Annotated in this window: 26 protein-coding genes; 15 read left to right on the top strand and 11 right to left on the bottom strand. The window is 34.0% G+C overall.

The window, feature by feature from the left end; translation table 11 throughout:
• Positions 1–116: 116 nt before the first annotated feature.
• The 3 genes from H6589_01035 to thiL form a co-directional block, all read right to left on the bottom strand.
• Complete coding sequence (locus tag H6589_01035; GenBank protein MCB9173172.1) at positions 117–2,369, bottom strand: TonB-dependent receptor; 2,253 nt, start codon at positions 2,367–2,369, stop codon at positions 117–119.
• Positions 2,370–2,438: 69 nt separating this feature from the next.
• Positions 2,439–2,771 carry a hypothetical protein gene (locus tag H6589_01030; GenBank protein MCB9173171.1) on the bottom strand — a complete coding sequence of 111 codons (333 nt, stop codon included), beginning with the start codon at positions 2,769–2,771 and terminating at the stop codon, positions 2,439–2,441.
• Positions 2,772–2,780: 9 nt separating this feature from the next.
• Positions 2,781–3,842 carry a thiamine-phosphate kinase gene (gene thiL, locus H6589_01025; protein ID MCB9173170.1) on the bottom strand — a complete coding sequence of 354 codons (1,062 nt, stop codon included), beginning with the start codon at positions 3,840–3,842 and terminating at the stop codon, positions 2,781–2,783.
• 92 nt (positions 3,843–3,934) lie between these two features.
• On the opposite strand from thiL, the gene H6589_01020 reads away from it, so the two are divergent.
• The 13 genes from H6589_01020 to fdhD all read left to right on the top strand — a co-directional run bounded on the left by H6589_01020 (position 3,935) and on the right by fdhD (position 14,107).
• Complete coding sequence (locus H6589_01020) at positions 3,935–4,678, top strand: YdcF family protein (GenBank protein ID MCB9173169.1); 744 nt, start codon at positions 3,935–3,937, stop codon at positions 4,676–4,678.
• 123 nt (positions 4,679–4,801) lie between these two features.
• Positions 4,802–5,128 (top strand): iron-sulfur cluster assembly accessory protein, encoded by a 327-nt coding sequence (locus tag H6589_01015; protein MCB9173168.1) that lies wholly within the window; start codon positions 4,802–4,804, stop codon positions 5,126–5,128.
• Positions 5,129–5,187: 59 nt separating this feature from the next.
• Positions 5,188–6,630 (top strand): Fe-S cluster assembly protein SufB, encoded by a 1,443-nt coding sequence (gene sufB, locus H6589_01010; GenBank protein MCB9173167.1) that lies wholly within the window; start codon positions 5,188–5,190, stop codon positions 6,628–6,630.
• Between the two features lie 130 nt (positions 6,631–6,760).
• Positions 6,761–7,516: a Fe-S cluster assembly ATPase SufC gene (gene sufC / locus H6589_01005; GenBank protein ID MCB9173166.1), complete on the top strand. Its 756-nt coding sequence runs from the start codon at positions 6,761–6,763 to the stop codon at positions 7,514–7,516.
• Between the two features lie 21 nt (positions 7,517–7,537).
• Positions 7,538–8,824, top strand: coding sequence for a Fe-S cluster assembly protein SufD (gene sufD / locus H6589_01000; protein ID MCB9173165.1), 1,287 nt, complete (start codon positions 7,538–7,540; stop codon positions 8,822–8,824).
• Between the two features lie 19 nt (positions 8,825–8,843).
• The gene (locus H6589_00995) at positions 8,844–10,085 is read left to right on the top strand and encodes a cysteine desulfurase (protein MCB9173164.1); all 1,242 of its coding nucleotides are present in this window, start codon (positions 8,844–8,846) and stop codon (positions 10,083–10,085) included.
• A gap of 80 nt (positions 10,086–10,165) precedes the next feature.
• Positions 10,166–10,591 (top strand): SufE family protein, encoded by a 426-nt coding sequence (locus H6589_00990; protein MCB9173163.1) that lies wholly within the window; start codon positions 10,166–10,168, stop codon positions 10,589–10,591.
• A gap of 40 nt (positions 10,592–10,631) precedes the next feature.
• Positions 10,632–10,991: a four helix bundle protein gene (locus H6589_00985; protein MCB9173162.1), complete on the top strand. Its 360-nt coding sequence runs from the start codon at positions 10,632–10,634 to the stop codon at positions 10,989–10,991.
• Positions 10,992–11,050: 59 nt separating this feature from the next.
• Positions 11,051–11,371, top strand: coding sequence for a DUF59 domain-containing protein (locus H6589_00980; GenBank protein MCB9173161.1), 321 nt, complete (start codon positions 11,051–11,053; stop codon positions 11,369–11,371).
• Between the two features lie 111 nt (positions 11,372–11,482).
• Positions 11,483–12,070, top strand: a complete 588-nt coding sequence (locus H6589_00975) for a 30S ribosomal protein S16 (GenBank protein MCB9173160.1) — start codon at positions 11,483–11,485, stop codon at positions 12,068–12,070.
• Positions 12,071–12,073: 3 nt separating this feature from the next.
• The gene (rimM, locus tag H6589_00970) at positions 12,074–12,613 is read left to right on the top strand and encodes a 16S rRNA processing protein RimM (GenBank protein MCB9173159.1); all 540 of its coding nucleotides are present in this window, start codon (positions 12,074–12,076) and stop codon (positions 12,611–12,613) included.
• A gap of 2 nt (positions 12,614–12,615) precedes the next feature.
• Positions 12,616–13,320, top strand: a complete 705-nt coding sequence (locus tag H6589_00965) for a methyltransferase (GenBank protein MCB9173158.1) — start codon at positions 12,616–12,618, stop codon at positions 13,318–13,320.
• A 1-nt stretch (position 13,321) separates the two neighbouring features.
• The gene (gene fdhD, locus H6589_00960; protein ID MCB9173157.1) at positions 13,322–14,107 is read left to right on the top strand and encodes a formate dehydrogenase accessory sulfurtransferase FdhD; all 786 of its coding nucleotides are present in this window, start codon (positions 13,322–13,324) and stop codon (positions 14,105–14,107) included.
• Positions 14,108–14,143: 36 nt separating this feature from the next.
• Here fdhD and H6589_00955 read toward each other — a convergent pair whose 3' ends face one another.
• Both H6589_00955 and H6589_00950 read right to left on the bottom strand, forming a co-directional pair.
• A complete protein-coding gene (locus H6589_00955; GenBank protein ID MCB9173156.1) occupies positions 14,144–15,241 on the bottom strand; it encodes a bifunctional 3-deoxy-7-phosphoheptulonate synthase/chorismate mutase type II in 1,098 nt (365 codons plus the stop codon).
• A gap of 4 nt (positions 15,242–15,245) precedes the next feature.
• A complete protein-coding gene (locus H6589_00950; protein ID MCB9173155.1) occupies positions 15,246–17,177 on the bottom strand; it encodes a 1-deoxy-D-xylulose-5-phosphate synthase in 1,932 nt (643 codons plus the stop codon).
• 209 nt (positions 17,178–17,386) lie between these two features.
• Here H6589_00950 and H6589_00945 point away from each other — a divergent pair, with 209 nt between their 5' ends.
• Complete coding sequence (locus H6589_00945; GenBank protein MCB9173154.1) at positions 17,387–17,755, top strand: hypothetical protein; 369 nt, start codon at positions 17,387–17,389, stop codon at positions 17,753–17,755.
• A 52-nt stretch (positions 17,756–17,807) separates the two neighbouring features.
• Here H6589_00945 and H6589_00940 read toward each other — a convergent pair whose 3' ends face one another.
• The 5 genes from H6589_00940 to H6589_00920 all read right to left on the bottom strand — a co-directional run bounded on the left by H6589_00940 (position 17,808) and on the right by H6589_00920 (position 22,178).
• Entirely contained in the window at positions 17,808–18,149 is a 342-nt protein-coding gene (locus tag H6589_00940) for a heavy-metal-associated domain-containing protein (GenBank protein ID MCB9173153.1), read from the bottom strand.
• Positions 18,150–18,173: 24 nt separating this feature from the next.
• Complete coding sequence (locus H6589_00935) at positions 18,174–20,378, bottom strand: TonB-dependent receptor (protein ID MCB9173152.1); 2,205 nt, start codon at positions 20,376–20,378, stop codon at positions 18,174–18,176.
• Positions 20,379–20,446: 68 nt separating this feature from the next.
• Positions 20,447–20,794: a hypothetical protein gene (locus H6589_00930; GenBank protein MCB9173151.1), complete on the bottom strand. Its 348-nt coding sequence runs from the start codon at positions 20,792–20,794 to the stop codon at positions 20,447–20,449.
• 120 nt (positions 20,795–20,914) lie between these two features.
• Entirely contained in the window at positions 20,915–21,679 is a 765-nt protein-coding gene (locus H6589_00925; GenBank protein ID MCB9173150.1) for a CPBP family intramembrane metalloprotease, read from the bottom strand.
• A complete protein-coding gene (locus H6589_00920; protein MCB9173149.1) occupies positions 21,663–22,178 on the bottom strand; it encodes a hypothetical protein in 516 nt (171 codons plus the stop codon). Before H6589_00920 ends, H6589_00925 begins: the two co-directional genes overlap by 17 nt.
• 168 nt (positions 22,179–22,346) lie before the next feature.
• On the opposite strand from H6589_00920, the gene H6589_00915 reads away from it, so the two are divergent.
• Positions 22,347–23,477 carry an AhpC/TSA family protein gene (locus tag H6589_00915; protein ID MCB9173148.1) on the top strand — a complete coding sequence of 377 codons (1,131 nt, stop codon included), beginning with the start codon at positions 22,347–22,349 and terminating at the stop codon, positions 23,475–23,477.
• A 1-nt stretch (position 23,478) separates the two neighbouring features.
• Here the strand turns inward: H6589_00915 and H6589_00910 are convergent, their stop codons facing one another.
• A complete protein-coding gene (locus H6589_00910; protein ID MCB9173147.1) occupies positions 23,479–23,907 on the bottom strand; it encodes a hypothetical protein in 429 nt (142 codons plus the stop codon).
• Between the last annotated feature and the right edge of the window lie 38 nt (positions 23,908–23,945).

Here is a 23,945-nt window from a genome sequence, read left to right as displayed (position 1 = left end):
GAAAACCCAATTAACATCGTCATTCCTGTGCATCCGTCGGCTGACGGAGAAAACAGGAATCTAGCTACTGTAAACAAAACACTAATAACTAAATACCATCAACCATCAACAAAAAACTACCCCTTAATCCCAAAAGGTACTTTAACACTCAACACAAAATTTCTACCCATATCGTAAATACCATCAGGCTTTAATCGCGATAAATGGTTGTAGAATTTAGTGTTCAGTAAATTAGTTGCACCAATACTTATTTCCAATTTTTGTTTACCCAAAGCAAAGTCAGCTCCAACTTTAGCACTCAACAATACATACGATGGCGTGGCAGTTTCAAACTCGGCAAAATTGTTTTGTGCAAAAATGGTGTTAGTGGTTAAACTAATAAACGGATTTTCGCATTTCTTAAAATTATTCAACTCCACTTTTAAGGTATTGTTTAGGTTAAATGCAGGTATTCGCGGTAAATAATTGCCCTGTCGGTCTTTAGCAATTACCATGGCATAGCCCGTTTCAAAATGTAACCAATGCATAGCGTGTGGATGTATATCAATGGTGCTTTCTAGTCCATACAACTGTGCATTGGTTTGGCTGTAAGTAAAAACGGTTTCTTCTCCTATAACCGAGTCTAATGGCGACAAGAAAATGTAATTGTTGATTAAATTGTTAAACCCAGCAAATGCAATTGAAACGTGCTCACTCACATACTCAAAACCCAAATCAATTTCAAAATTCTGTTCTGTTTTCAAGGCTAAATTTCCAATTTCGTACCTAAATGTTCCTTCATGTACGCCATTTGACGATAACTCTGCTAAATTCGGAGCTCTAAAACCACTTGCTAAATTGGTACGAAACAATAATTTTTCGTTTGCCTGATACGTAAATCCTAATGAACCGTTATAACTATCGTAAAATTGTTTAAATGCTCTTTTATACCCTTCCTCATCTTGCTCTCCCATTTTAAAACCTTCCACTTTTTTAACATCATAACGCAAACCAGCCATGGTGGTAAATTTATTTTTACCATATTTAACCATAGCAAAACCGCCAGCTTGTTGTTCGTTGGCGTCGGGTATTAAATTTTCTTCACCACTGTTTCTGTTGGTTTGATATTTACCTTGTGACCCCACAATTACTTCAATGTGATTCATTTCTGGTAAATGCCATTTTACATCATACGAAGTGGTTTTTAACAACATGTTCAATGCTGCTGGGGCAGGATAATTGTGATAAACCGTTTCCGACAATTCGCCTTCTTCGTATTCAGTTCGGTTATTAACCATGTAACCTAAGTTTAGGTTAATGTGTGATTTTTTGATGTAAAAAGTGTTTTGTGTAGAAAGCGTGTGATTGGTAATAATTTGGAATGGCGATAATAACTTACGTTGCGTGTTTTGTTCGCCCAATTCCTCTGGTATGCCAATTGCAGATTGCAAAAACGAATAATCAACATCGTTTGTCCACCATTTTTTCATAAACCCAATTCCAGTTTTTAAAGCACTTTCGGTATAACGCGTATTGGTCACTCGCTCCCCATTTCCTTGCATATAATCGCCATGCGAACTATAACCACCTCTAACTCTATATCGAAAGCCATCAGTAGCTCCTTTAAAACCCATATTGGAAGTATAACCATTGGTATTCGAAAAATATTTTGTCCCAACATCACCAACAATGGTATTGATGTTTGCTGGTCGCTCCGAAATAAAATGCAACACCCCACCCATCGCATCAGCTCCATAAAGAAGTGATGAAGGTCCTTTTATTATTTCCACTTTGTCGATACCAATATCGCTCAACCCCAAGCCATGTTCATCTCCAAACTGTTGATTATCGACTGCAACACCCTCGCTGAAAACCAACACTCTATTGTAACTCAATCCACGAATTACAGGTTTACCAATATTGGTTCCTGTGCTTATCATGTTTACCCCAGCCACATTGGTTAACGATTGCATTAAAGTTGGCGACGATGATTGGGGAAGTTGTTTGTTATCGAACTGTATAACCTCAACAGGGTTTTCGTTTTGGCTACTGTGATAAACCGAAGAAACCACAAACTCCTTGGTTTCAATTACAGTTGGTTTAAGTTTAAAATCTATAACCGTATCATTTTCTACCAATATGGTTTTTAAAATGATATCATAACCCACGTACGAGATTTGAAGTTTGTAAGTGCCTTTTCTACCTAGTTTTAAGGTGAAATTTCCATTTATATCACTAACCACTCCTTTTTTGAGTTCTGGCAAATAAATGTTAACGCCAGGCAAGGTTAAATTGGTTTCAAAATCAGAAAGATTTCCACTAATTGTTTGAGCAGATATGCTCATCATTCCTATCCAAAAGAGGACAGAAAAAAACGCTATTTTTTTCATTGTTGATTGAATTAAATAATTTTCAAAAAATTGACTTGAACCAGTATAGTTTACTGTTTCGTAAATTATTTAACACACAGGCGGTGCCCGTAACGATTTTATGGAAAGAAATAAGTTTTTACTATATACTTGGAGTGTTCCAAGCGAAAATTCGCCTAGCTCATTCAAGACTACTTTACCCGATTGAAAACTTGCTGAAGTTATTGACGCAGATAAATTAAAACTACAAACTAAATCGGTAGGCGAAGCTTCTTGCTCATGAAAGTGTTGAGTATTTTTGGCTTCACAATGAAAATCATCGTGGTGATGATGAAAAAACACCTCATGTATAGTCTTACCAACAAAAGTGTTGAGTATAGTAAGTACTAAAAATAAACTGAGTATGTTCTTTAAAAATTTCACCTTACAAAACTAGTCATTTTTATTATTCAACAAAGCATTCCAACCTTGCGCAATCAACTTATGAACTTGCTCGTTCTTATCTACAATAGTATAATTTTCCTTATCAGAAGTAATATGACCAATAATGGTTACTCGTTTTTGATCTTTAATTTTTTCGTAATCGTCAAGCGAGATGGTAAAAAGCAATTCGTAATCTTCGCCTCCACTTAATGCACAAACCGTAGGATCTAAACTCATTTCTTGTGCCAATCCAACCACTGTATAGTCGATAGGAATTTTGTTTTCATAAATTACACAACCCACTTCCGATTGATTACAAATGTGCAACAAGTCTGACGACAAACCATCTGAAACATCAATCATAGCTGTAGGTTTAACACCCAATTCTTTAAACATTTCAATCACATCTTGTCGTGGTTCTGGCTTTAATTGGCGTTCCAACACATAATCATTACCCGAAAAATCAGGTTGTATGGCTGGATTATCTTTAAATATTTGTTTTTCTCTTTCTAACAATTGCAAGCCCATAAAAGCTCCGCCCAAATCGCCCGACACACAAATCAAATCGTTTTCTTTTGCTCCGTTTCTGTAAACCACGTCGGCAGCTTCTACTTCGCCAATAGCTGTAATGCTTATAATTAAACCCGAAGTTGAAGAAGTGGTATCTCCTCCTACCACATCAACACCATAAATATTACAAGCCAAATAAATGCCTTCATACAGTTCTTCCAATGCTTCAACAGACATTTTATTTGATACCGCCAACGAAACCGTAATTTGTTTCGGATGAGCATTCATCGCATAAACGTCAGAAATATTTACCACAACAGCTTTGTACCCCAAATGTTTTAACGGAGAATATAGCATATCGAAATGAACGCCTTCCACCAACAAATCGGTAGTAACAACAGTGTGTTTGTTTTTGTAATTTAAAACAGCAGCATCGTCGCCAACACCCTTAACCGACGATTTGTTTTGTAGTTCTATATTTTCAGTAAGATGTTTAATTAAGCCAAACTCTCCGAGTTGACCCAATTCACTAACTGGTTTTGGATTTTTATCTTCTAACATGATGCAAAAGTAATTAGATAATTTGAAAATGTAATGATTTGAAAATTTGTTGAAGAAACGACAAACTTTAATCTTTATAAACTTTTTACTTTATGAACTTTTGTATCTTCGTACTCATCAAAACACTAAAAAACATATTACCCAAACTAAAAACATTCACGAAATGGTTTTTCATTGTTAATGGTATTTTTTTTGTCATTACAATGATTTTGTCGTTTACTACTTTACCCTTTTGGATGTATTACGATTTGAGTATCTCTGAACATAAGTTAACCAATCCGCCAGAGTATATTGTAGTAATGAGTGGTGGCGGCATTCCTAGCGAATCGGGCTTAATGCGCACGTACAAAACTGCTGAAATGGCTAAACTATTTCCTGCTGCCAAAGTTATTGTTACCATGCCTGGAGATACTGCCGATACTAATGCATCTTGTTACTTAATGAAAAAAGAAATTGTATTACGAGGTGTAAATCCCGACAGAATTATTTTTGAAAATGTAGGAACAAACACTCGTTCACAAGCACAGGAAACACAAAAAATAATCAACTCAGATGCCCCTACTTTAATTATTACTTCTCCCGAACATATTTATAGGTCAGTAAAATGTTTCAACAAATTAGGCATGACCAATGTTTCTGGCGAACCTGCTTGGGCACAAGAAATGGAAGCTGACTTTAGTTTTGATGACGATAAATTAGGCGGAAACAAAGTGATTCCAGACATTGGAAACAACCTTCAAGTTCGCTATCAATTTTGGAATCACCTACGTTTTCAAACCTTGGTATACAGAGAATATTTTGCCATCGCTTTTTATAAAATCAAAGGCTGGATTTAATTTATTTCAATTTCTTTTCCTTAAATCTCAAAAAAAACACAAAAAACAAGCCCAGAATTTTGTTTCACTACCACTTTTTAGGTACTTTTGCTCTAATTTAGAATCAATCTAAATAAGATAATTATGATAACAGTTTCAGAAAACGCAAAAAAACAAGCTATTCATTTAATGTCAGACGACAGTGCTCCTGAAGGAAGCTTTATTCGTGTTGGTGTTAAAGGCGGTGGTTGTTCTGGTTTAACTTACGATTTAACTTTCGACCATGTGATAACTGACGACGACAAAGTTTTTGAGGATAAAGGGATAAAAATTGTTTGTGATAAAAAAAGCATTTTATACCTCGCTGGTACTGAATTGGATTTTTCTGGTGGATTGAATGGGAAAGGATTTGTATTTAAAAACCCGAATGCAAATAGAACTTGTGGTTGTGGAGAAAGTTTCTCCCTTTAGTGAAAAGTTGTAAGTAGAAAAACTTTCTACTCTTAGCTTTTAACTTTTAACTTATTAAAATGGCTTATACAGAAGACGAATTAAAAAAAGAACTTAAAACCCAAGAATATAAATACGGGTTTACATCGAATATTGAATCGGAAGTTATTCCTAAAGGTCTTAATGAAGATGTGGTACGATTGATTTCTGCAAAGAAAAATGAGCCACAATGGTTGTTGGATTTTAGACTAAAAGCTTTTGCTTATTGGAAAACCATGACCGAGAAAAAATGGGCTCACGTAAATTACCCTCCAATTGATTTTCAAGACAGCTCTTATTATGCTGCTCCAAAATCAAAAAAGGATGTGAAATGGGAAGATGTTGATCCAGAAATGAAAGCTACCATGGATAAATTAGGAATTTCTATGGATGAACAAAAAGCTTTATCTGGTGTAGCTGTTGATTTTGTAATGGACTCAGTTTCCGTAAAAACATCGTTTAAAGAAAAGTTGGGCGAACTAGGCATTATTTTCTGTTCTTTCAGCGAAGCCGTTCAAGAACACCCTGAAATTGTAAAAAAACATTTAGGTTCTGTTGTTCCTTCAACGGATAACTTTTATGCAGCTTTAAATTCTGCCGTATTTTCTGATGGGTCGTTTTGTTATATCCCAAAAGGAGTAAGATGCCCAATGGAACTTTCTACGTATTTTAGAATAAACGAAGCAAGCACTGGTCAGTTTGAACGAACTTTACTTATTGCTGATGAAGGTAGTTATGTTAGTTACCTTGAGGGCTGTACTGCTCCAATGAGAGACGAAAACCAACTGCATGCCGCCGTGGTGGAATTAATTGCTTTAGACAATTCCGAAATAAAATATTCTACCGTACAAAACTGGTATCCTGGTGATAAAGATGGTAAAGGTGGTATTTACAATTTTGTAACAAAGCGTGGTATTTGTTACACCAACTCAAAAATTTCTTGGACTCAAGTTGAAACAGGCTCTGCTGTTACTTGGAAATATCCTTCTTGCATTTTAAAAGGTGATAATGCTATTGGTGAATTCTATTCGGTAGCTGTAACCAATAATTACCAACAAGCAGATACAGGTACCAAAATGATTCATTTGGGTAAAAACACACGAAGCACCATTATTTCAAAAGGAATTTCTGCAGGTTTTAGCAACAACTCATATCGAGGGTTGGTTCAAATCAATAAAAATGCAGCAAATGCTAGAAACTTTACTCAATGTGATTCGCTATTAATGGGCGACCAATGCGGTGCCCATACTTTTCCTTACATCGAGGCAAAAAACAGCACGGCTAAAATTGAACACGAAGCAACCACTTCAAAAATTGGTGAAGATCAAATATTTTATTGCAACCAACGAGGCATCAATACCGAAAAAGCAATTAGTTTAATTGTAAACGGATATTGTAAAGATGTTTTAAATCAACTGCCTATGGAATTTGCAGTAGAAGCACAAAAATTATTAGAAATTAGTTTAGAAGGAAGTGTGGGCTAAAAGCCCCACCCGACCTCCCCTTCGGGGAGGAGAGACTAATGTCAAAAAAGAAGAAAGACAAATTGAAAAATAAAACATTATATAAACACTAAACTAAAGCCTCCCCTTCGGGGAGGTTGGAGGGGCTACTATGTTAAAAATAAAAAATTTACACGCAAACATCGACGGAAAAGAAATACTAAAAGGAATTAACCTTGAAGTAAAAGCAGGAGAAGTACACGCTATAATGGGTCCAAATGGTTCTGGAAAAAGTACGCTTTCGGCTGTATTAGCAGGAAGAGAAGAATATGAAGTAACAGAGGGCAGCGTTGAGTTTGACAATCAGGATATTTTAGATTTAAGTCCTGAAGATAGAGCTAGAGAAGGTTTGTTTTTGGCATTTCAATATCCAATTGAAATACCAGGAGTTAGCAACATTAATTTTTTGAAAACTGCAATAAACGAAACTAGAGCTTACAAAGGTTTAGAACCCATTTCTGCAAAAGAATTTTTAGCCAAAGTAAAAGACAAATCTGCTTTGGTAGAATTGGATGCTAAATTAGCTAACCGTTCGGTAAACGAAGGTTTTTCTGGCGGCGAAAAAAAGAGAAACGAAATTTTTCAAATGGCAATGTTAGAGCCGAAGTTATCTATTTTAGATGAAACTGATTCAGGTTTGGACATTGACGCTTTAAGAATAGTTGCCAATGGTGTAAACAAATTAAAATCGAACCAAAATGCTACTATTGTAATAACGCACTACCAAAGATTACTGGACTATATCGTGCCAGATTTTGTACACGTATTATACAACGGTAAAATTGTAAAAACAGGTGGCAAAGAATTGGCATTAGAACTAGAAGAAAAAGGTTACGACTGGATTAAAGAAGCGAATGTTGAATTGTAAGATGATAATTGAAAAACAAAAATGGTAACAGAACTAACAAAAAAAGACCAACTACTCGACACCTTTAAAGCACTTAATTTTAGTGCAGAACAAGACTATTATACCAATCTCCGTAAAGATGCTTTAAAAGAAATTGAATCATTAGAATTACCTACAACTGGAACTGAATATTGGAAATATACTCGTCTAGGTAAAATCACCAACAAAAAATTCAATATTTCAAGCCCTCAAATTCAAGACGTTAAACCCTTTTTAATACCAAATTTAGATGCTAACATCATTGTTTTGGTAAATGGAATTTACAACAATAGTTTATCAAAAATTGAGCAACAGGTTGGTGTTGTTGCATCTTCTTTATCAGAGGCTAAAAAAAACAATACAGCACTATTCAAAACAACTTTTAACGCTTATACAAAAGAAAGAAGCGAATTGTTTTTAGCAATAAACAATGCCTTCCATACCGATGGCGTTTTTATTGCTATTGATAAAAACAAAACAGCAAACAAGCCTTATCACATCATCAACATTACTACTCAAGACCATACAATTACACAAACAAGGAATTTGTTTGTTGCTGAAAAAAGTACCGACATCAAAATTCTTGAATCGTTTGTAAATATTGATGGAAAAGAAAATTTTATCAATTCTGTTTCTGAAATTGTAGTTGGTGAAAATGCTCAATTTGAATACAACAAACTACAAGATAAAACACAAGACAATTATAGCATTTCAACCGAACAAGTTTACCAACAAGCAAACAGTAATTTCACAATTAATACTACTACTCTCAATGGTGCTTTGGTTCGAAACAACTTAAACATTGAAGTTGATGCAAGCAATTGCGAAACCAACTTAAGCGGACTGTATTTAGGGCAAAACAACGACCACATAGATAATCATACCATTGTTGACCACAAGAAACCACACTGTAACTCAAACGAGGTTTATAAAGGAGTTCTAGACAATACATCTACTGGAGTATTTAATGGTAAAGTATTTGTCCGCCGAGATGCGCAAAAAACCAATGCTTTTCAAGCTAATAATAACATTTTATTGTCAGACGATTCTGTGGTAAACTCAAAACCAGAGCTGGAAATATATGCCGACGATGTAAAATGTAGTCACGGCTCAACAACTGGGCAAATTGACGAAGAAGCGATTTTCTATTTACAATCGAGAGGAGTTAGCCGAAAAGGAGCTTTAAACTTGATGATAAATGCCTTTGCAAAAGATACTTTAGAAAAAATAGGTATTCCTGCTTTTCAGGAGTACATTGATTTAAAAATTGAAGAACGATTCCAAAAATAAATTGAAGACAGCTACCCCAATATTAGACATTGAAAAAATCCGAGCAGATTTTCCTATTCTCCATCGAGAAGTAAACGGAAAATCTCTAGTCTACCTGGATAATGGAGCTACTTCACAAAAACCGAAATTGGTTATTGATGCTATAAATAAGTATTACACTTTTGAAAACAGCAACATACATCGAGGCATTCACACATTAAGCCAAGAAGCAACAAATGCCTACGAAATTGCTCGAAAAAAACTACAACATTTTATTAATGCAGAACACGAACACGAAGTCATTTTTACAAAAGGAACTACCGACAGCATTAATTTAATCGCGTCAAGTTTTGGAAAAAAACACTTAAAAAAAGGAGACGAAATTATCATCTCAACCATGGAACACCATTCAAACATTGTTCCTTGGCAAATGATTTGTGAAGAAAAAGGGGCTATTTTAAAGGTGATTCCAATCAACGAAAAAGGCGAAATTATTTTTGAGGAATTTACCAAGTTGATTTCCAACAAAACTCGAATGGTAGCTGTAACCCATGTATCTAACACTTTAGGAACGGTTAATCCAATAAAAGAGATTATCAACTATGTTCGTCAACACGCTCCCCTTTCGGGGGAGATGGAGGGGGCTTTTATCTTGATTGATGGCGCTCAAGCTGTCCCTCATACAAAAGTAGATGTTCAAGCATTAAATTGTGATTTCTATGTGTTTTCTGGACACAAAATGTTTGGTCCAACCGGAGTTGGAATTTTATATGGCAAAGAAAGTTTGTTAAACGACCTACCTCCATACCAAGGTGGTGGAGATATGATCAAAACCGTAACATTTGAAAAAACGACTTACAACGAACTGCCTCATAAGTTTGAAGCTGGAACGCCAAATATTGTTGGTGGAATTGGTTTAGGTGTAGCCGTAGATTATATGAATGCTATCGGTATTGATAAAATTGAAGCATACGAACACGAATTATTGACTTATGCTACCGAACAAATTAAACAAATAGTAGGCGTTCGAATCATTGGCGAAGCAACAAAAAAAGCAAGTGTACTTTCATTTGTTGTTGAGGGGACTCATCCATCAGACATCGGAATGATAATCGACAAATTAGGCATAGCCATAAGAACTGGACATCATTGCACTGAACCTTTAATGAATCGGTTTAATATTCCTGGTACAGCTAGGGCATCTTTTGCTTTTTACAATACTTTTGAAGAAATAGATATATTTATTGCTGCATTAAACAGAGCAATAAAGATGTTAAGATAGGTTGTCATTTCGAGCGAAGTCGAGAAATCTTGTTAAAAGATGCTTCGACAAGCTCTGCATGACAAGGAAAATATAGAATAATGACAATAAAAGAGAAACAAGAAGAAATAGTCGAAGAATTTGCTTTGTTTGATGAGTGGATGGACAAGTATGAGCACATCATTGAATTAGGAAAAGATTTACCCTTAATTGATGACAAATACAAAGTTGACGAAAATTTAATAAAAGGTTGTCAAAGTAGAGTGTGGTTGCATGCCGAATATACAGATGGTATAATTAATTTTACAGCAGATAGCGATGCCATCATTACTAAAGGGATAGTAGGTTTAGTAATCAGGGTTTTTTCAGGTCATACACCTAAAGAAATTGCTGAAACTGACTTGTTTTTTATCGACCAAATTGGATTACAAGAACATCTATCTCCAACAAGAAGCAATGGTCTTTTAGCCATGTTAAAACAAATAAAAATGTACGCTATAGTTTTTAGTTCACAGTCCAACAGTTGACAGTAAAACAGTGAACTAAAAACCGTTAACAAAAAAAGAAATGGGATTTAATTTTGAGAAATTAGTCGTTTGGCAAGAAGCAGTTGAATTAACGGGAAAGATTCATAATTTAACATTAACTTTTCCTAAAGAAGAACTTTATGTCTTAAACAGTCAAATAAAAAGGGCGGCTGACTCTATAGCTTTAAATATTGCAGAAGGCTCAACCGGACAATCAAAAAAAGAATTTAACCGTTTTTTAGGCTTTGCTTTACGCTCTGGAATTGAAATCATTTCCTGTTTATATGTTGCAAAAAGAAGGTCTCTAATTAATGACGATATCTTTAAAGAATATTACAAAATAACCGAACAACTTATTATAAAAATTCAAGCATTAAGAAAAAGTTTACGCGAAGACTAACATCCGAGAACAGTGAACTGAAAAACTGTGAACAAATTATGAGTGAAGATAATCAACACATGGAGAAAATCTCCAAACAAGATGTAGAGCAACAAATCATCGAAACATTAAAAACGGTTTACGACCCTGAAATTCCTGTTGATGTTTATGAAATGGGATTGATTTATGAAATTAACATCGACGATGATTTTAATGCTGAAATTATCATGACTTTAACTTCTCCATCGTGCCCAGTTGCAGAAACATTGCCAGAAGAAGTACGCCAAAAAACCGAAGCCTTATGGAGCGTAAAGTCAGCAACAGTAACACTAGCATGGGAACCGCCTTGGACAAAAGACATGATGAGTGAAGAAGCCAAATTTGAGTTGGGCTTCATGTGAAAACGAGCTAAAAAGCTCATTCAGAATATTATCTGCACAAATGTTTTGTTATTCTAAACAAAAGCTTACATTTGCAGCCTTAAAATTTTATTAACAATTAAATATTAAAAAATGCCTACAAAAATTAGATTACAAAGATTTGGTAAAAAAGGTTATGCTTTTTTCCATGTTGTTGTAGCTGATAGTCGTGCCCCACGAGATGGGAAGTTTATTGAGAAATTAGGCACGTACAATCCAAACAACAACCCAGCAACAATTGACATAAACTTTGAAAGAAGTTTACACTGGGTTAAAACCGGTGCTCAACCTACCGACACTTGTAAAGCACTTCTTTCTTATAAAGGAGTTATTTACAAAAACCACCTTGATAAAGGTGTTGTTAAAGGTGCTTTAACACAAGAGCAAGCTGACAAAAAATTTGCTGCTTGGTTAAGTGAAAAAGAAGGTAAAATTGACGGTAAAAAAGCTGGTTTAAGCAAAGCTGCTCAAGATGCTGAAAAAGCAAGAATGGCTGCTGAGAAAGCTGCGAACGAGAAGAAAGCTGCTGAAATTTTAGCTAAAAACACTCCAGTTGTAGAAGAGGTAGTTGCTGAAGAAGCTCCTACTGCTGAAGTTACTGAAGAAGCTGCTCCAGAAGTAGTTGCTGAAGCTACTCCAGAAACTGAAGCTCCTGCTGAAGAAGAAAAAACAGAAGAATAAATCATGAAAATTGAAGAGTGCTTTTATTTAGGTTACACTTCTAAAGTTCATGCTAAACACGGAGAACTCATCGCCAAGCTTGATGTAGACAATCCGAATAAATACAATAAATTGGAATCAGTGTTGATTCGTTTAAACAAAAACGATAATTCACTGATTCCTTTTTTTATTACCTCTGCCCAAGTTTTAAACAATGGCACTGTTAAACTAAAAATTGAAGATGTTAACGATGTAGAACATGCTCAAACTTTAGTTGGTAAAGAGTTGTTTTTACCCCTAACCAAATTGCCAAAACTTACAGGTAACCAGTTTTATTATCACGAAATAATTGATTTTGAAGCTATTGATGCTGAAAAAGGAAATATTGGAAAAGTTTTCAATGTGATGGAATTACCTCAACAATCGGTATTGGAGATAAAACACTCATCGGGCAAAGAAATTTTAATACCGATTACCGACGATGTGGTAAAAAAAGTTGATCGCAGTGCCAAAACAATAGAAATTAATGCACCAGAGGGTCTGATTGACATTTATTTAGACTAATCATGTCTGATGTTTTCCAATTTAAACATTTTGCTATAAAACAAAACTTATGTGCCATGAAAGTTGGTACAGATGGCGTATTATTAGGTGCTTGGACTAAAGCACCAACTGGGAATGTACTAGACATCGGTTGTGGCTCTGGTTTAATTAGTTTAATGATAGCTCAACGCAACCCAAATACCCAAATTGATGCAATAGATGTTGACCAAAACGCTTTTTTGCAAACAACCGAAAACATTGCAAATTCAGAATGGAAACACTCCATAAAATCGCATCACACGACCTTACAAAACTTTACAACGGATAAAAAATACCAGCTTATCGTTTCCAACCCACCATTTTTTGTAAATGCTACAAAATCAGCAAACAACTCAAAAAACATTGCCAGACATACTGATGAATTATCGTTTAACGATTTGCTTCATCATGTTTCTAAACTACTCGAAAAAGAGGGCGTTTTTAGTGTTGTTTTACCTATTATAGAAGAAGTTGAATTTTGCAAAATAGCTTCAGTACATGAGTTATTTTTAAACAGAATTTGTTACGTAAAACCTAATTTACAAAAAGAACCGAAACGAATTTTAATGGAATTCTCGTTAACCAACACACCTGTTATTATGGAATCTGTTACTATAGAAACAGAAAAAAGACACCATTACACCGAAGAATATCGTAATTTAACCCAAGATTTTTATTTGCATTTTTAACATGGCGTTCGATAATTACCAAGCTAAAAAATTTACCACCACCAAAACCATTATGGTGAACGATAATTTGACCGTTGAACAACCATTACAAATCTGCATCAACAACGAACCCTTTACCGTTACCATGCGAACGCCAGGCAACGATGAGCAACTCATTACTGGTTTATTGTACTCTGAAGACATTTATAGAAATACCCTGCAACATCTTAACATTACGCTTAAAGAGGAAGAAAATACCTCTATTGCAAATGTTACAGTCGATGAAAAATTATTAGGAAAAGGTTATTTAAACAGCAGGAATTTTTTATCGGTTTCGTCGTGCGGAATTTGTGGTAAAAAAGAATTGGACGAGTTGGTGCAACACCACGATAAAATTCCTGAATACACCATTTCTCATGCAACTTTAACCAGTATGTTTGAGCAAATGAAAAAAGGGCAACATACTTTTTTACAATCAGGTGGCTCACACGCTGCGGCAGCTTTTAATAAAAATGGAGAGTTACTTTCCATTATGGAAGATATAGGCAGACACAATGCTGTGGATAAGGTTATTGGAGACCTTATTATTGCAGACAACTTAAAGCAAGCTTGTTGCATTGTAGTAAGTGGAAGAATATCGTACGAAATTGTAATTAAGTCCTTTGCTGCAAAAATTGGCATTTTAGCCGCAGTTTCTGCACCTTCTACCCTAGCGGTAGATTTCGCCAAAGAATTAGGCATTACCTTGTTAGGTTTTTGTAGAGGTGATAATGCCACTTGTTATTCGCATACTGAAAGGATTGGATAATTAAATAAAACCGTAGAGACGGATAATTATCCGTCTCTACTTATCTACATTATTCATCACCTTTGTTTGAATTCGTATGCTTTCGTCGTGTATTAGTTCAAGCATTTTTCGAATAAAATCGTGGCTCAGCCCTACTTTTTCGGCTAAAAAAGTTCGGTTGTTTAAAATTTTCTCCCAACGATCCAATTGAAGTATCGTAATATTGTTCTCTTTTTTATAGACTCCAATTTTTTCAATAATTGCCATTCGTGAGGCAAATTTATTAATCAATTCTTCATCTAACTCATCAATAACCACTCGTAATTGTTCAATGTGCGAAATCAATTCTTGGTTTTGGCAAAGCTTTTCTCGTACCGTTAAGTTGTTTAACAACAACAAGAGTTCTGCTGGAGTCAATTGTTGTTCGGCATCGCTTTTTGCAATAGTAGGATTGTGATGTGTTTCAATCATTAACCCATCCATTTCCATGTCTAACGCTTTTTGAGCAACTCCCTGAATCAACATTTTATCGCCCGCAATATGGCTAGGGTCGCACAACATAGGCAAATCAGGACAAAGCATTTTTAATTCTATGGGTAATTCCCACATAGGAGCATTGCGGTAAGTGTTTTTATCAAATGAAGAAAAACCTCTATGAATAGCTGCTATTTTTGTAATTCCAACGGCATTAATACGTTCAATAGCTCCGATCCACAAATTTAAATCGGGGTTTATCGGGTTTTTAATTAAAACAGAAATATCCACACCTTTTAAGGCATCAGCAATTTCCTGCACTGAAAATGGGTTAACAGTTGTTCGAGCACCAATCCACAAAATATCAATGTTATTTTTCAAACATTCTTCTACGTGTTGAGCATTGGCAACTTCAGTTGCTACTGGTAATCCAACAGCCAAACCAGCATCTTTTAGCCATTTTAAGCCAACACTTCCAACTCCTTCGAACGCATTTGGTCGTGTTCGTGGCTTCCAAATTCCTCCACGTAAGACAGAAACTTTGCCACTTTCGGCAACTAATTGTGCTGTTTTTAAAACTTGTTCAGGACTTTCTACACTACAAGGACCAGAAATAACACATGGCTTTGTTTTAGTCAGCCACGTATTTTTATCTTGTATATTTAAATTGATTTTCGACACGCTATTATGCTAAAGCCTTGTTTAGTGATTGTTGCACCATCGACTTTACCGTTTTTACAATCGCATCAACATTATAAAAACATTCGTTGTACAATTCGTTTTGAGTACCATGCTCTATAAATTTATCGGGCACACCCAGGCGTTTCACTGTAGCTTTATAATTGTTGTCTGCCATAAATTCCAATACTGCACTACCCATTCCACCCATTACACATCCATCTTCAAGCGTAATAACTTTATCAAATTTGGCAAATACTTCGTGTAACAACAATTCATCAATAGGTTTTACAAAACGCATATCGTAATGAGCGATACTCAACCCGTCTTTTTCTAACACCTCAATTGCATTTATTGCTTCTGTACCTATTGCTCCAATCGAAAGTATTGCCACATCATTTCCATTTTTCAGACGCTTTCCTTCCCCAATTTTAATTTTCTTAAAAGGCGTTTTCCAATCCACCATTGAACCATTTCCTCGCGGATAACGAATAGAAAAAGGACCATGATTTTCAGCCTGAGCAGTATACATTAAATCTCTCAAATCTTCTTCATTGAGTGGAGCAGAAACTATCATGTTTGGGATACATCTAAAATACGCCAAATCATAAGCTCCATGATGTGTTGCTCCATCAGCACCAACCAATCCCCCTCTATCTAAACAAAATACCACATGTAATTTTTGCAATGCCACATCGTGTATAACTTGGTCGTACGCTCGTTGCATAAACGATGAGTAAATGTTGCAAAAAGGAATCAAACCTTGAGCAGCCATTCCAGCAGAAAAAGTTACAGCGTGTTGCTCAGCAATACCAACATCAAAAGCTCTGTCAGGCATGGCTTTCATCATAATATTTAACGAACAACCCGAAGGCATTGCAGGAGTTACTCCAACAATTTTTTCGTTTTTCTCAGCTAATTCAACAATGGTATGTCCAAACACATCCTGAAATTTAGGAGGCTCGGGATTTTTTGGCGTAATTTTTATAATCTCACCTGTTTCTTTATTAAAAATACCTGGTGCATGCCATTGTGTGGAATCTCCATCTTCGGCAGGCTTGTAACCCTTTCCTTTTTCGGTGATACAATGTAGAATTTTTGGCCCAGGAATGTCTTTTAAATCGTTTAGGACTTTTACCATGTGATTTACATCATGTCCATCTATTGGACCGAAATACCTAAAGTTTAACGATTCGAATAAATTACTTTGTTTTAACAAGGTAGATTTTATTCCATTTTCGATTTTTTGTGCAATCGCTTGAGCATTTGGTCCAAATTTACTCACCAATCCCAACAAATTCCATACCTCATCTTTTACTTTATTGTAAGTATGTGATGTAGTGATATCAGTTAAATATTCTTTTAAAGCCCCAACATTTGGGTCAATAGCCATGCAATTATCATTCAACACCACCAACAAATTGGTATTTTCAACACCACCATGATTTAATCCTTCAAATGCTAAACCTGCAGTCATTGAGCCATCTCCAATAATGGCAACATGTTGTCTATCTTCATTTTGTTGACGAGAAGCAACAGCCATTCCTAAAGCAGCAGAAATTGAGGTTGAAGAATGTCCAACGGCAAAAGAATCGTATTCACTTTCAGATGGTTTTGGGAAACCACTAATCCCTTTATAAATTCTGTTGGTATGAAATTGTTCTCTTCTTCCTGTTAAAATTTTATGTCCATATGCTTGATGCCCAACATCCCATACCAGCTTATCGTATGGAGTATTAAAAACATAATGAAGTGCAACCGTAAGCTCTACAACTCCTAAACTTGCTCCAAAATGACCTCCCTTTTTTGAAACTACATCAATAATAAAATCGCGTAGTTCTTCACAAAACTGTTGCAATTCATCTTCAGTGATTTTCTCACGTAAATCTGTAGGTAAATTAACCTGCTCTAAAAGTTTCCCTGCCTTATAAGACGTCATTTAGTTCTTTTTAAGATGTTCAAAGTTACTGATATTTTAAATACCTACTTCTAACCTTTTATTTAAAGATGTATTGCATGAAATTAGATGTGATTTGTTAAAAATGATTAAAATCACGCTGCTTTTGTAGCATAAAAATGGTATCTAAGTTATCTATATGTAAAAAAGAAATTGTATTTTTAACACTCAAACAACTTAAAATTAGAATTATGAAAGCTATTAAAATTGGATTAACTTTATTTGCCATGATTGCAATGGTAACTTTTAGTTCTGCACAAACTGCTGAACAAAAAGCTGAGAATCAAGCAAGAATTGAAAAAATAATAACTCATTTAGAATTATCTAATGAGCAAGCAGCAAAGGCAAGAATCATTAATGAAAAGTATTTTGGATTAATGTCAAATGCTAAAACTGATGAAGAAAGAAAACAACTGAATGATGAAGCTGATGCTGAAGCAAAGAAACTCCTAACTGAAGAACAGTATACAAAATATAGAGCTTACTTAACTGCTGAGAGCAATCCTGTAATAGCTCCAAAAACAAGACCTGTAAAATCTTCGTCTGCAACAAAAAACTAAAACAACATCAACAAAATAATAAGAGGGCTATCAATGATAGCCCTCTTATTAATTAATGACCTCCCTTTTTACAGCAATCGGGCAAGTTATTATAAGCCTTTTCATCTGCTGGAACATCATCTGCATCGTAACCAACTTTACTTACTGCTTCTCTAATTTTTTCTGCCGAAGTTTTTTTAGCTACATACTCCACAGTTAAAGTAGCCGTTGCAACATCAAGATTAAAAGTTTTAACTCCTTTTTCGTAAGCCATTGCTTTTTCTATGGTTTGTTTACACATTTCGCATTGAGCCGAAGTTTTAATGCTTATTTTTTCTAAATCATTTGCTTTTTGAGCAAAAGCAGTAGTACTCATTATTACAAGTACAAGAATTGATTGAATTACATTTTTCATTTTTTTACATTTTTATAATTATTACTATTTTATATTATATCTAAATCCGGTATAAACCATCCGTCCGTTAATCGGACCCCATATCATTGAAGCATCAAATTCCGAACCAAATGGTTGATTTGAAGCAATGATAGGTGATGACTGTTTAAAATCGGTTACATTTTCTACCCCTAAATACACTTCAAACTTTCTAAACGCTCTGGTTACTTGAGTATTTATGGTTATAAATGCGTTAGAAACATTCTTTAGCTGATTTTCGGGTAAATTAGCTGTTGTTGAAGGTAGTCGACTCACTCCAAACCATTGCATAGTAGCATCAAATTTCCACTTATCGAAATTAGTAAAATAGGCAACATTGGCTAAAACCCTATGTTTTGGAACAAGTGGTTTATCCCTTAATCCTGCTCTATAATCAGTTTTAATTTCGTAAAACTTGTAAGCCGTTTTAAACTCAATTTGTTTGGTTAAATTAATACTATATTCTGCTTGAAAACTGTGAGAATATGATTTACCAGTTAAATTATAAAAAGCAACCTCTCTAGGGTTTTCAACATCAACTACTACCTGATTTTCAAAATCAGTGAAATAATAATCAAAATCAAGTGTCATGTCCTTTTTTAGAGCAGTAAACTTATGCGTTAAACTCGTTCCATAATTCCAAGCAACTTCTGGTTTTAAATTTGTAGCTAAAACAACTCTTCTTGAACTCGACATTACCGATGCACTTTCTATTAATGGGTTAGCTGTTCGATAACCTCTCCCTAACGAAAACCTTAAAGCAGTTAGTTCAGTTAAATTGTATTTGTAATGAACCCTTGGCGTAATATAATCACCATATAAATTATGATAATCGTAACGCAACCCCACAACTAACGAAGTTTTGTCTTTAACCAAACTAAACTCCGTAAAAATACCCGGAACCACTTCTTCTCTGCTAAACAACGAATCGTTAAAGTTGTTCTGAAAATCATCAAAAACCAAACTTCCTCCCATTCGAATGGTGTTGTCGGTATTTCCAATAATAGTTTGATAAATCGTGTTTAAATACCCACTTTTTTGAATAGCATTATATTTCTTTAACCCATAATTAGAATTGTGTTCATGATATCGAACAGTAGATATTACACCTATGCTTTTATATGGCTGTTTAGGGAACAAAAAACCATTTTTAGAAAACAATTCCAACTGTTTGGTTTCTACATTTATTTTAAACGGATTTTGAACATCAGTAATTTTAAATTGTCCAGCCTTTAAATCTTCATAAACCCCTCTAATTCCAATTTGTGACTCACGTTTTTCTCCGCTATATTTCCATCTATTAAAAATATTGTATTGTGTTTTTATTGGATTATCCAAAAAGCTATCGTTGTTATTGTCTAATTGAGGAGATTGGTTACTCACATGAACAAACTGCATATTGCTCCATTTTGTATTCAATTTTTGAGCAGCATGAACATTTAATTCAGCTCTCCCAAACATGTTTATGTAACCATTCACAAAAAAACGATCCGATTCTTCAGGCTTTTGTAGTTCTATGTTTATTTGACCAATAATAGATTCATAACCATTTATCACAGAACCTGCTCCTTTTTTAATTTGGATAGATTGAGCCCAAGTTCCTGGTACAAACGTTAATCCATATGCCGACGACAACCCTCGTACAAACGGCATGTTTTCAATTTGAATTTGAGTATAATAACCATCCAAACCTAGCATCTGAATTTTTTTGGTTCCTGATACGGCATCAGTAAAATTAACATCTACAGAAGCATTGGTTTCAAAGCTTTCCGAAATATTACAACACGCTGCTTTGGTTAATTCTTTTGAAGAAAGTGTTTCGACATGAATGGGCGAAACTAAACTTACTGAACTTGTTTTTTCACGTTCAGCGATTTCAAAAACGGCTAATTGGATATCTTTTTTTAGTTTTATCTTGAGACTATTCTCAATTTTTTTTACCACAATCGAATCGGTCTGATAACCAACATAACTGATGATTAATGTGGCTGGAAAATTAGTTGGAGCATCTATCTCAAAATTACCGTCTACATCAGTAACAGTTCCTCCTTGTACATTTTGCCAATACACATTTGCCCCTGGTATAGATTCTTGTCTATTTTTTGATTCTTCCCTTATTTCTTCAAAAACCTTACCCGATATTTTTTGCGAAAAACCGCTTTTTAAGAGCAAAATCAGCAGAAATAAACTTGCTATTTTAATTGATTTCATAATTATAACCTTTAGTAAATACTATTAATGATTTTATAGCCTCTGAGGACTACCAAATTCATTATCGGTTATAATCTAAATACTTGTATAAGTTTTAATAAACTGTACCCGCCGAGTGGTGGTGAAGAGTTGGAATAAAAATTAACTAAATTGGATGAGCTAACTCCATCAAATTCAGTTACTAATACTTTGGTAAACACAACTAAAAATGTCAAAGCATCAAATGATGTTACTTTAACTACAGTATCGTAATCATAATCGAGGGTAATTTTATCAAAATCACAACATTTTTTCGAAATGGTGTTGTTTCCTTTAACTGGAGCACAATCTTCCATTTTTTCTAAACTGTATTTTACCTTACCACTTAATAGACAAGTCATTTTAGTAACACTAACATTAACAGACGCTACTAACATTAATAGTACTAAAAAATAAGCTGTGATATGTTTTAAAACATTAAGCATAAATATGTTAACAAATTTACATTTTTTTAAATTAAATATGATTACTTCTTTCAATTAACTTTTAAACCATAACTAAAGTGAATTAAACCCTATGTTGTTATAATGTAAATAATCTAAATAAAGTATAAATAAATTATGAAGAAAATGAATAATCATTCCTAACCATATCACTTTAAATCTATACCTAATGTATCCCAACACAATGCCAAAGGGAAAGATCCATAAAAAAGATATAAAAGACAAATGAATTAACGCAAACAAAAAAGAAGTTAAACATATCGTAACCCAAGGGCTAGATACATTAATAAGTTGATTATACAAAAAACCTCGAAAACCTATCTCTTCGAATACTGCAGGGGTAACAGAAATAAAAATTACAGACCAAAAAATCGGGTAATCAAATTCTGAATATTTTTGATAACAATTATACTTGTCATCAAAAAGAAAAATATTAATCTCATTCATACTGAAATGAACTATCAACGAACTAATAATTGGAAAAATAAGAGTGAACCCTATTATTTTATACGGAATTTTTTTAATTATAAATAAATCGATGATTTTACGAAGATCCATCAACATGAAAATAAAAACAATGATGGCAAAAGTCATTTCAATAAACAGCTCATATAAAAATTGGGACTTTTGTGGCATAGTTATGTACACCCCAATTAAATACAAGATATTTACAAAATAAAAAATCAGAGATTTAGTCAAATAAGTCGACAAATCTTTTTCCACATTTACTTTAGAACCACATCTTGAACAGAATTTTACAGGTAATTGAAATTCTTCATTACAGTTTTTACATTTTATCAAATCAACTTGTTCTTTCATTATTTTTTTGAGCTGCTTTAGCAGAATAAAGCCCTTTTCCTAAATAAAACAAAACAACTCCTTTAAGAATTATACCTTTAAATATTGTTGAAGGATCAATTAATCCATTTAACACTATTACTGTAACATATAAAACTAACCCTGAAAAAATAGCTGCTAATGGCTTTTTCTTAGACCAAAAACCAAGAGCAACATATATTACAGTTAAAATAATATTCACTATTAAAACAGCTAATTCTTTTGAAAGAAAATAAAATACGACACCAGAAAGAAAGGTAATTCCAGACATAACAAATAAAGTAGTTCTAGCTGATTTAACTACTTTATCAGCATCAAAATGCTTATTCTTTTCCATAACGTTGTTCGCATGAAAGACAGACTTTTCTTTATCTGTTCCATTCTCAGGGTAACCACAAGAAGAACAGAAAAAAGCATTTAATTCAATACTTTCAAAACAATTTGAACACTTTGAGTCCTTTTTTTCAACTTCAATTTCCATATAGGTATCCTTTTTTTGATATAACCAAATATAAATATTATTAGACACATAAACATTCTTCTCAAAAGAATCTTAATTATTATCTAGGATTCCAAAAAACAGTTTATTTGTTATTTATTTTGAGGTAATATTTTATTTAATTTCACAAAAAAATAAAACTCATACCGAATGAAAACTAAATCAATTTTACCAGCATTATTTATAGCAACAACATTATTTTTAATGGCATGTGGTGGTAATGATGAGCCAAAAGAAGCCAAAGAAGTTGGATTTGAATTACAAGCTTCGATAACCGGATTAACTTACCAAAAAGCTTATTTATCGGAATATAAAGAAGGTGAAATGTTAAAAATTGATTCGGCAGACGTAAAAGATGGAGTGTTTTCTTTTAAAGGCGAATTAGTATTACCTGAAGTAAGATATGTAAGTTTTAATGATGGAAAAGAAATGTTTCCTGTTTTTGTTGAAAATAACACCATTCAAATTACAGGATCTTTAGCTAGTCCTGATAGTATTAAAATTGTAGGCTCGGCTTCTCAAAAAATTGTAGATGACTTTAAAACTGGTCTTAAATCTCATGAAGCAATCATGAACGGAATAGTTGATCGATACTATGAAGCTGAAGACAAAGGCGATGAAGAAGCCATGAAAAGCATTGATACAGAATATTACGCCGCTGACTCTGTTAAAAATGTTTACATAGAAGAGTTTATAGCAAAAAACAATTCATCAGTTGTCGCTCCTTATTTGAGTTTAAGATATTTGTTGAGTGGTTATGAAATTCCTCAAATAGAATCATTGGTAGCTTCTTTTAAGGATGATGCTAAAAAATCGATTTATACCACTAATATTACTGACCGCTTAGCTGTTCTTAAAAATTCTCAAGTTGGCTCTCCTGCTCCTGAATTTTCTATGAATGATGCTGATGGCAATCCAATTGCTCTATCTTCATTTAAAGGCAAATATGTGCTTATCGATTTTTGGGCTTCGTGGTGTGGACCATGTAGAGCTGAAAACCCTAATGTTGTTGCAGCTTACAAAAAATTCAATAAAAAAGGTTTTGACATTTTTGGTGTTTCTTTAGATGAAAACAAAGACAAGTGGTTAGAAGCCATCAAAAAAGATGGTTTAACATGGAAGCACGTTAGCGACTTAAAAGGATGGAGTAATGCAGCTGCTAAATTGTATGGTGTTAACTCTATTCCTCATTCAGTTTTGTTAGATAAAGAAGGTGTAATTATAGCAAAAAACCTGCGAGGCGAGGATTTGCACAAAAAACTTGAAGAAGTTTTGAAGTAATCTATTCCTCATCAAACCGTCCATAATCAAGTGATTTATTCACTTTTTTTCGAACCCAATTTGGCAGTTGGCGTGTTTCTTTGTACTCAATCAGCACTTGTTTAAGTTTACTTTTTCGGTATTTAATTAACATCATAGAACCATTTACAAAAAATGGAAAGCTAACAACCGACAAACCTACACTAAAAATTGGTAGGACAGGATACAAAGCTGCCGTTATCGGGAACATCGACATTTGACCCAATGCAGAATTGCTCTTTTTATCAAAAAAAATATTAATTACCGTTGACGAAGTATCGTTAATTGAATATTTTGCAATAAAGTCGCTGTACTCCATGTGTCTTGCTTTCACCTCTACACTATCTTTAGTTTGGCAATAACTTACCAAACAGTTCGAAACAAACACAACTATTAAAAAGATTTTTTGCATACTGCTAAGGTATAAATAAATTTAATTTAGGCACTATC

The sequence above is a fragment of the Flavobacteriales bacterium genome (genome assembly GCA_020635795.1).
In the GTDB taxonomy this organism is placed as follows: domain Bacteria; phylum Bacteroidota; class Bacteroidia; order Flavobacteriales_E; family Vicingaceae; genus Vicingus.
The sequence above is the reverse complement of the archived record's forward strand: the minus strand, read 5'-3'. Positions and strand labels throughout refer to the sequence as shown.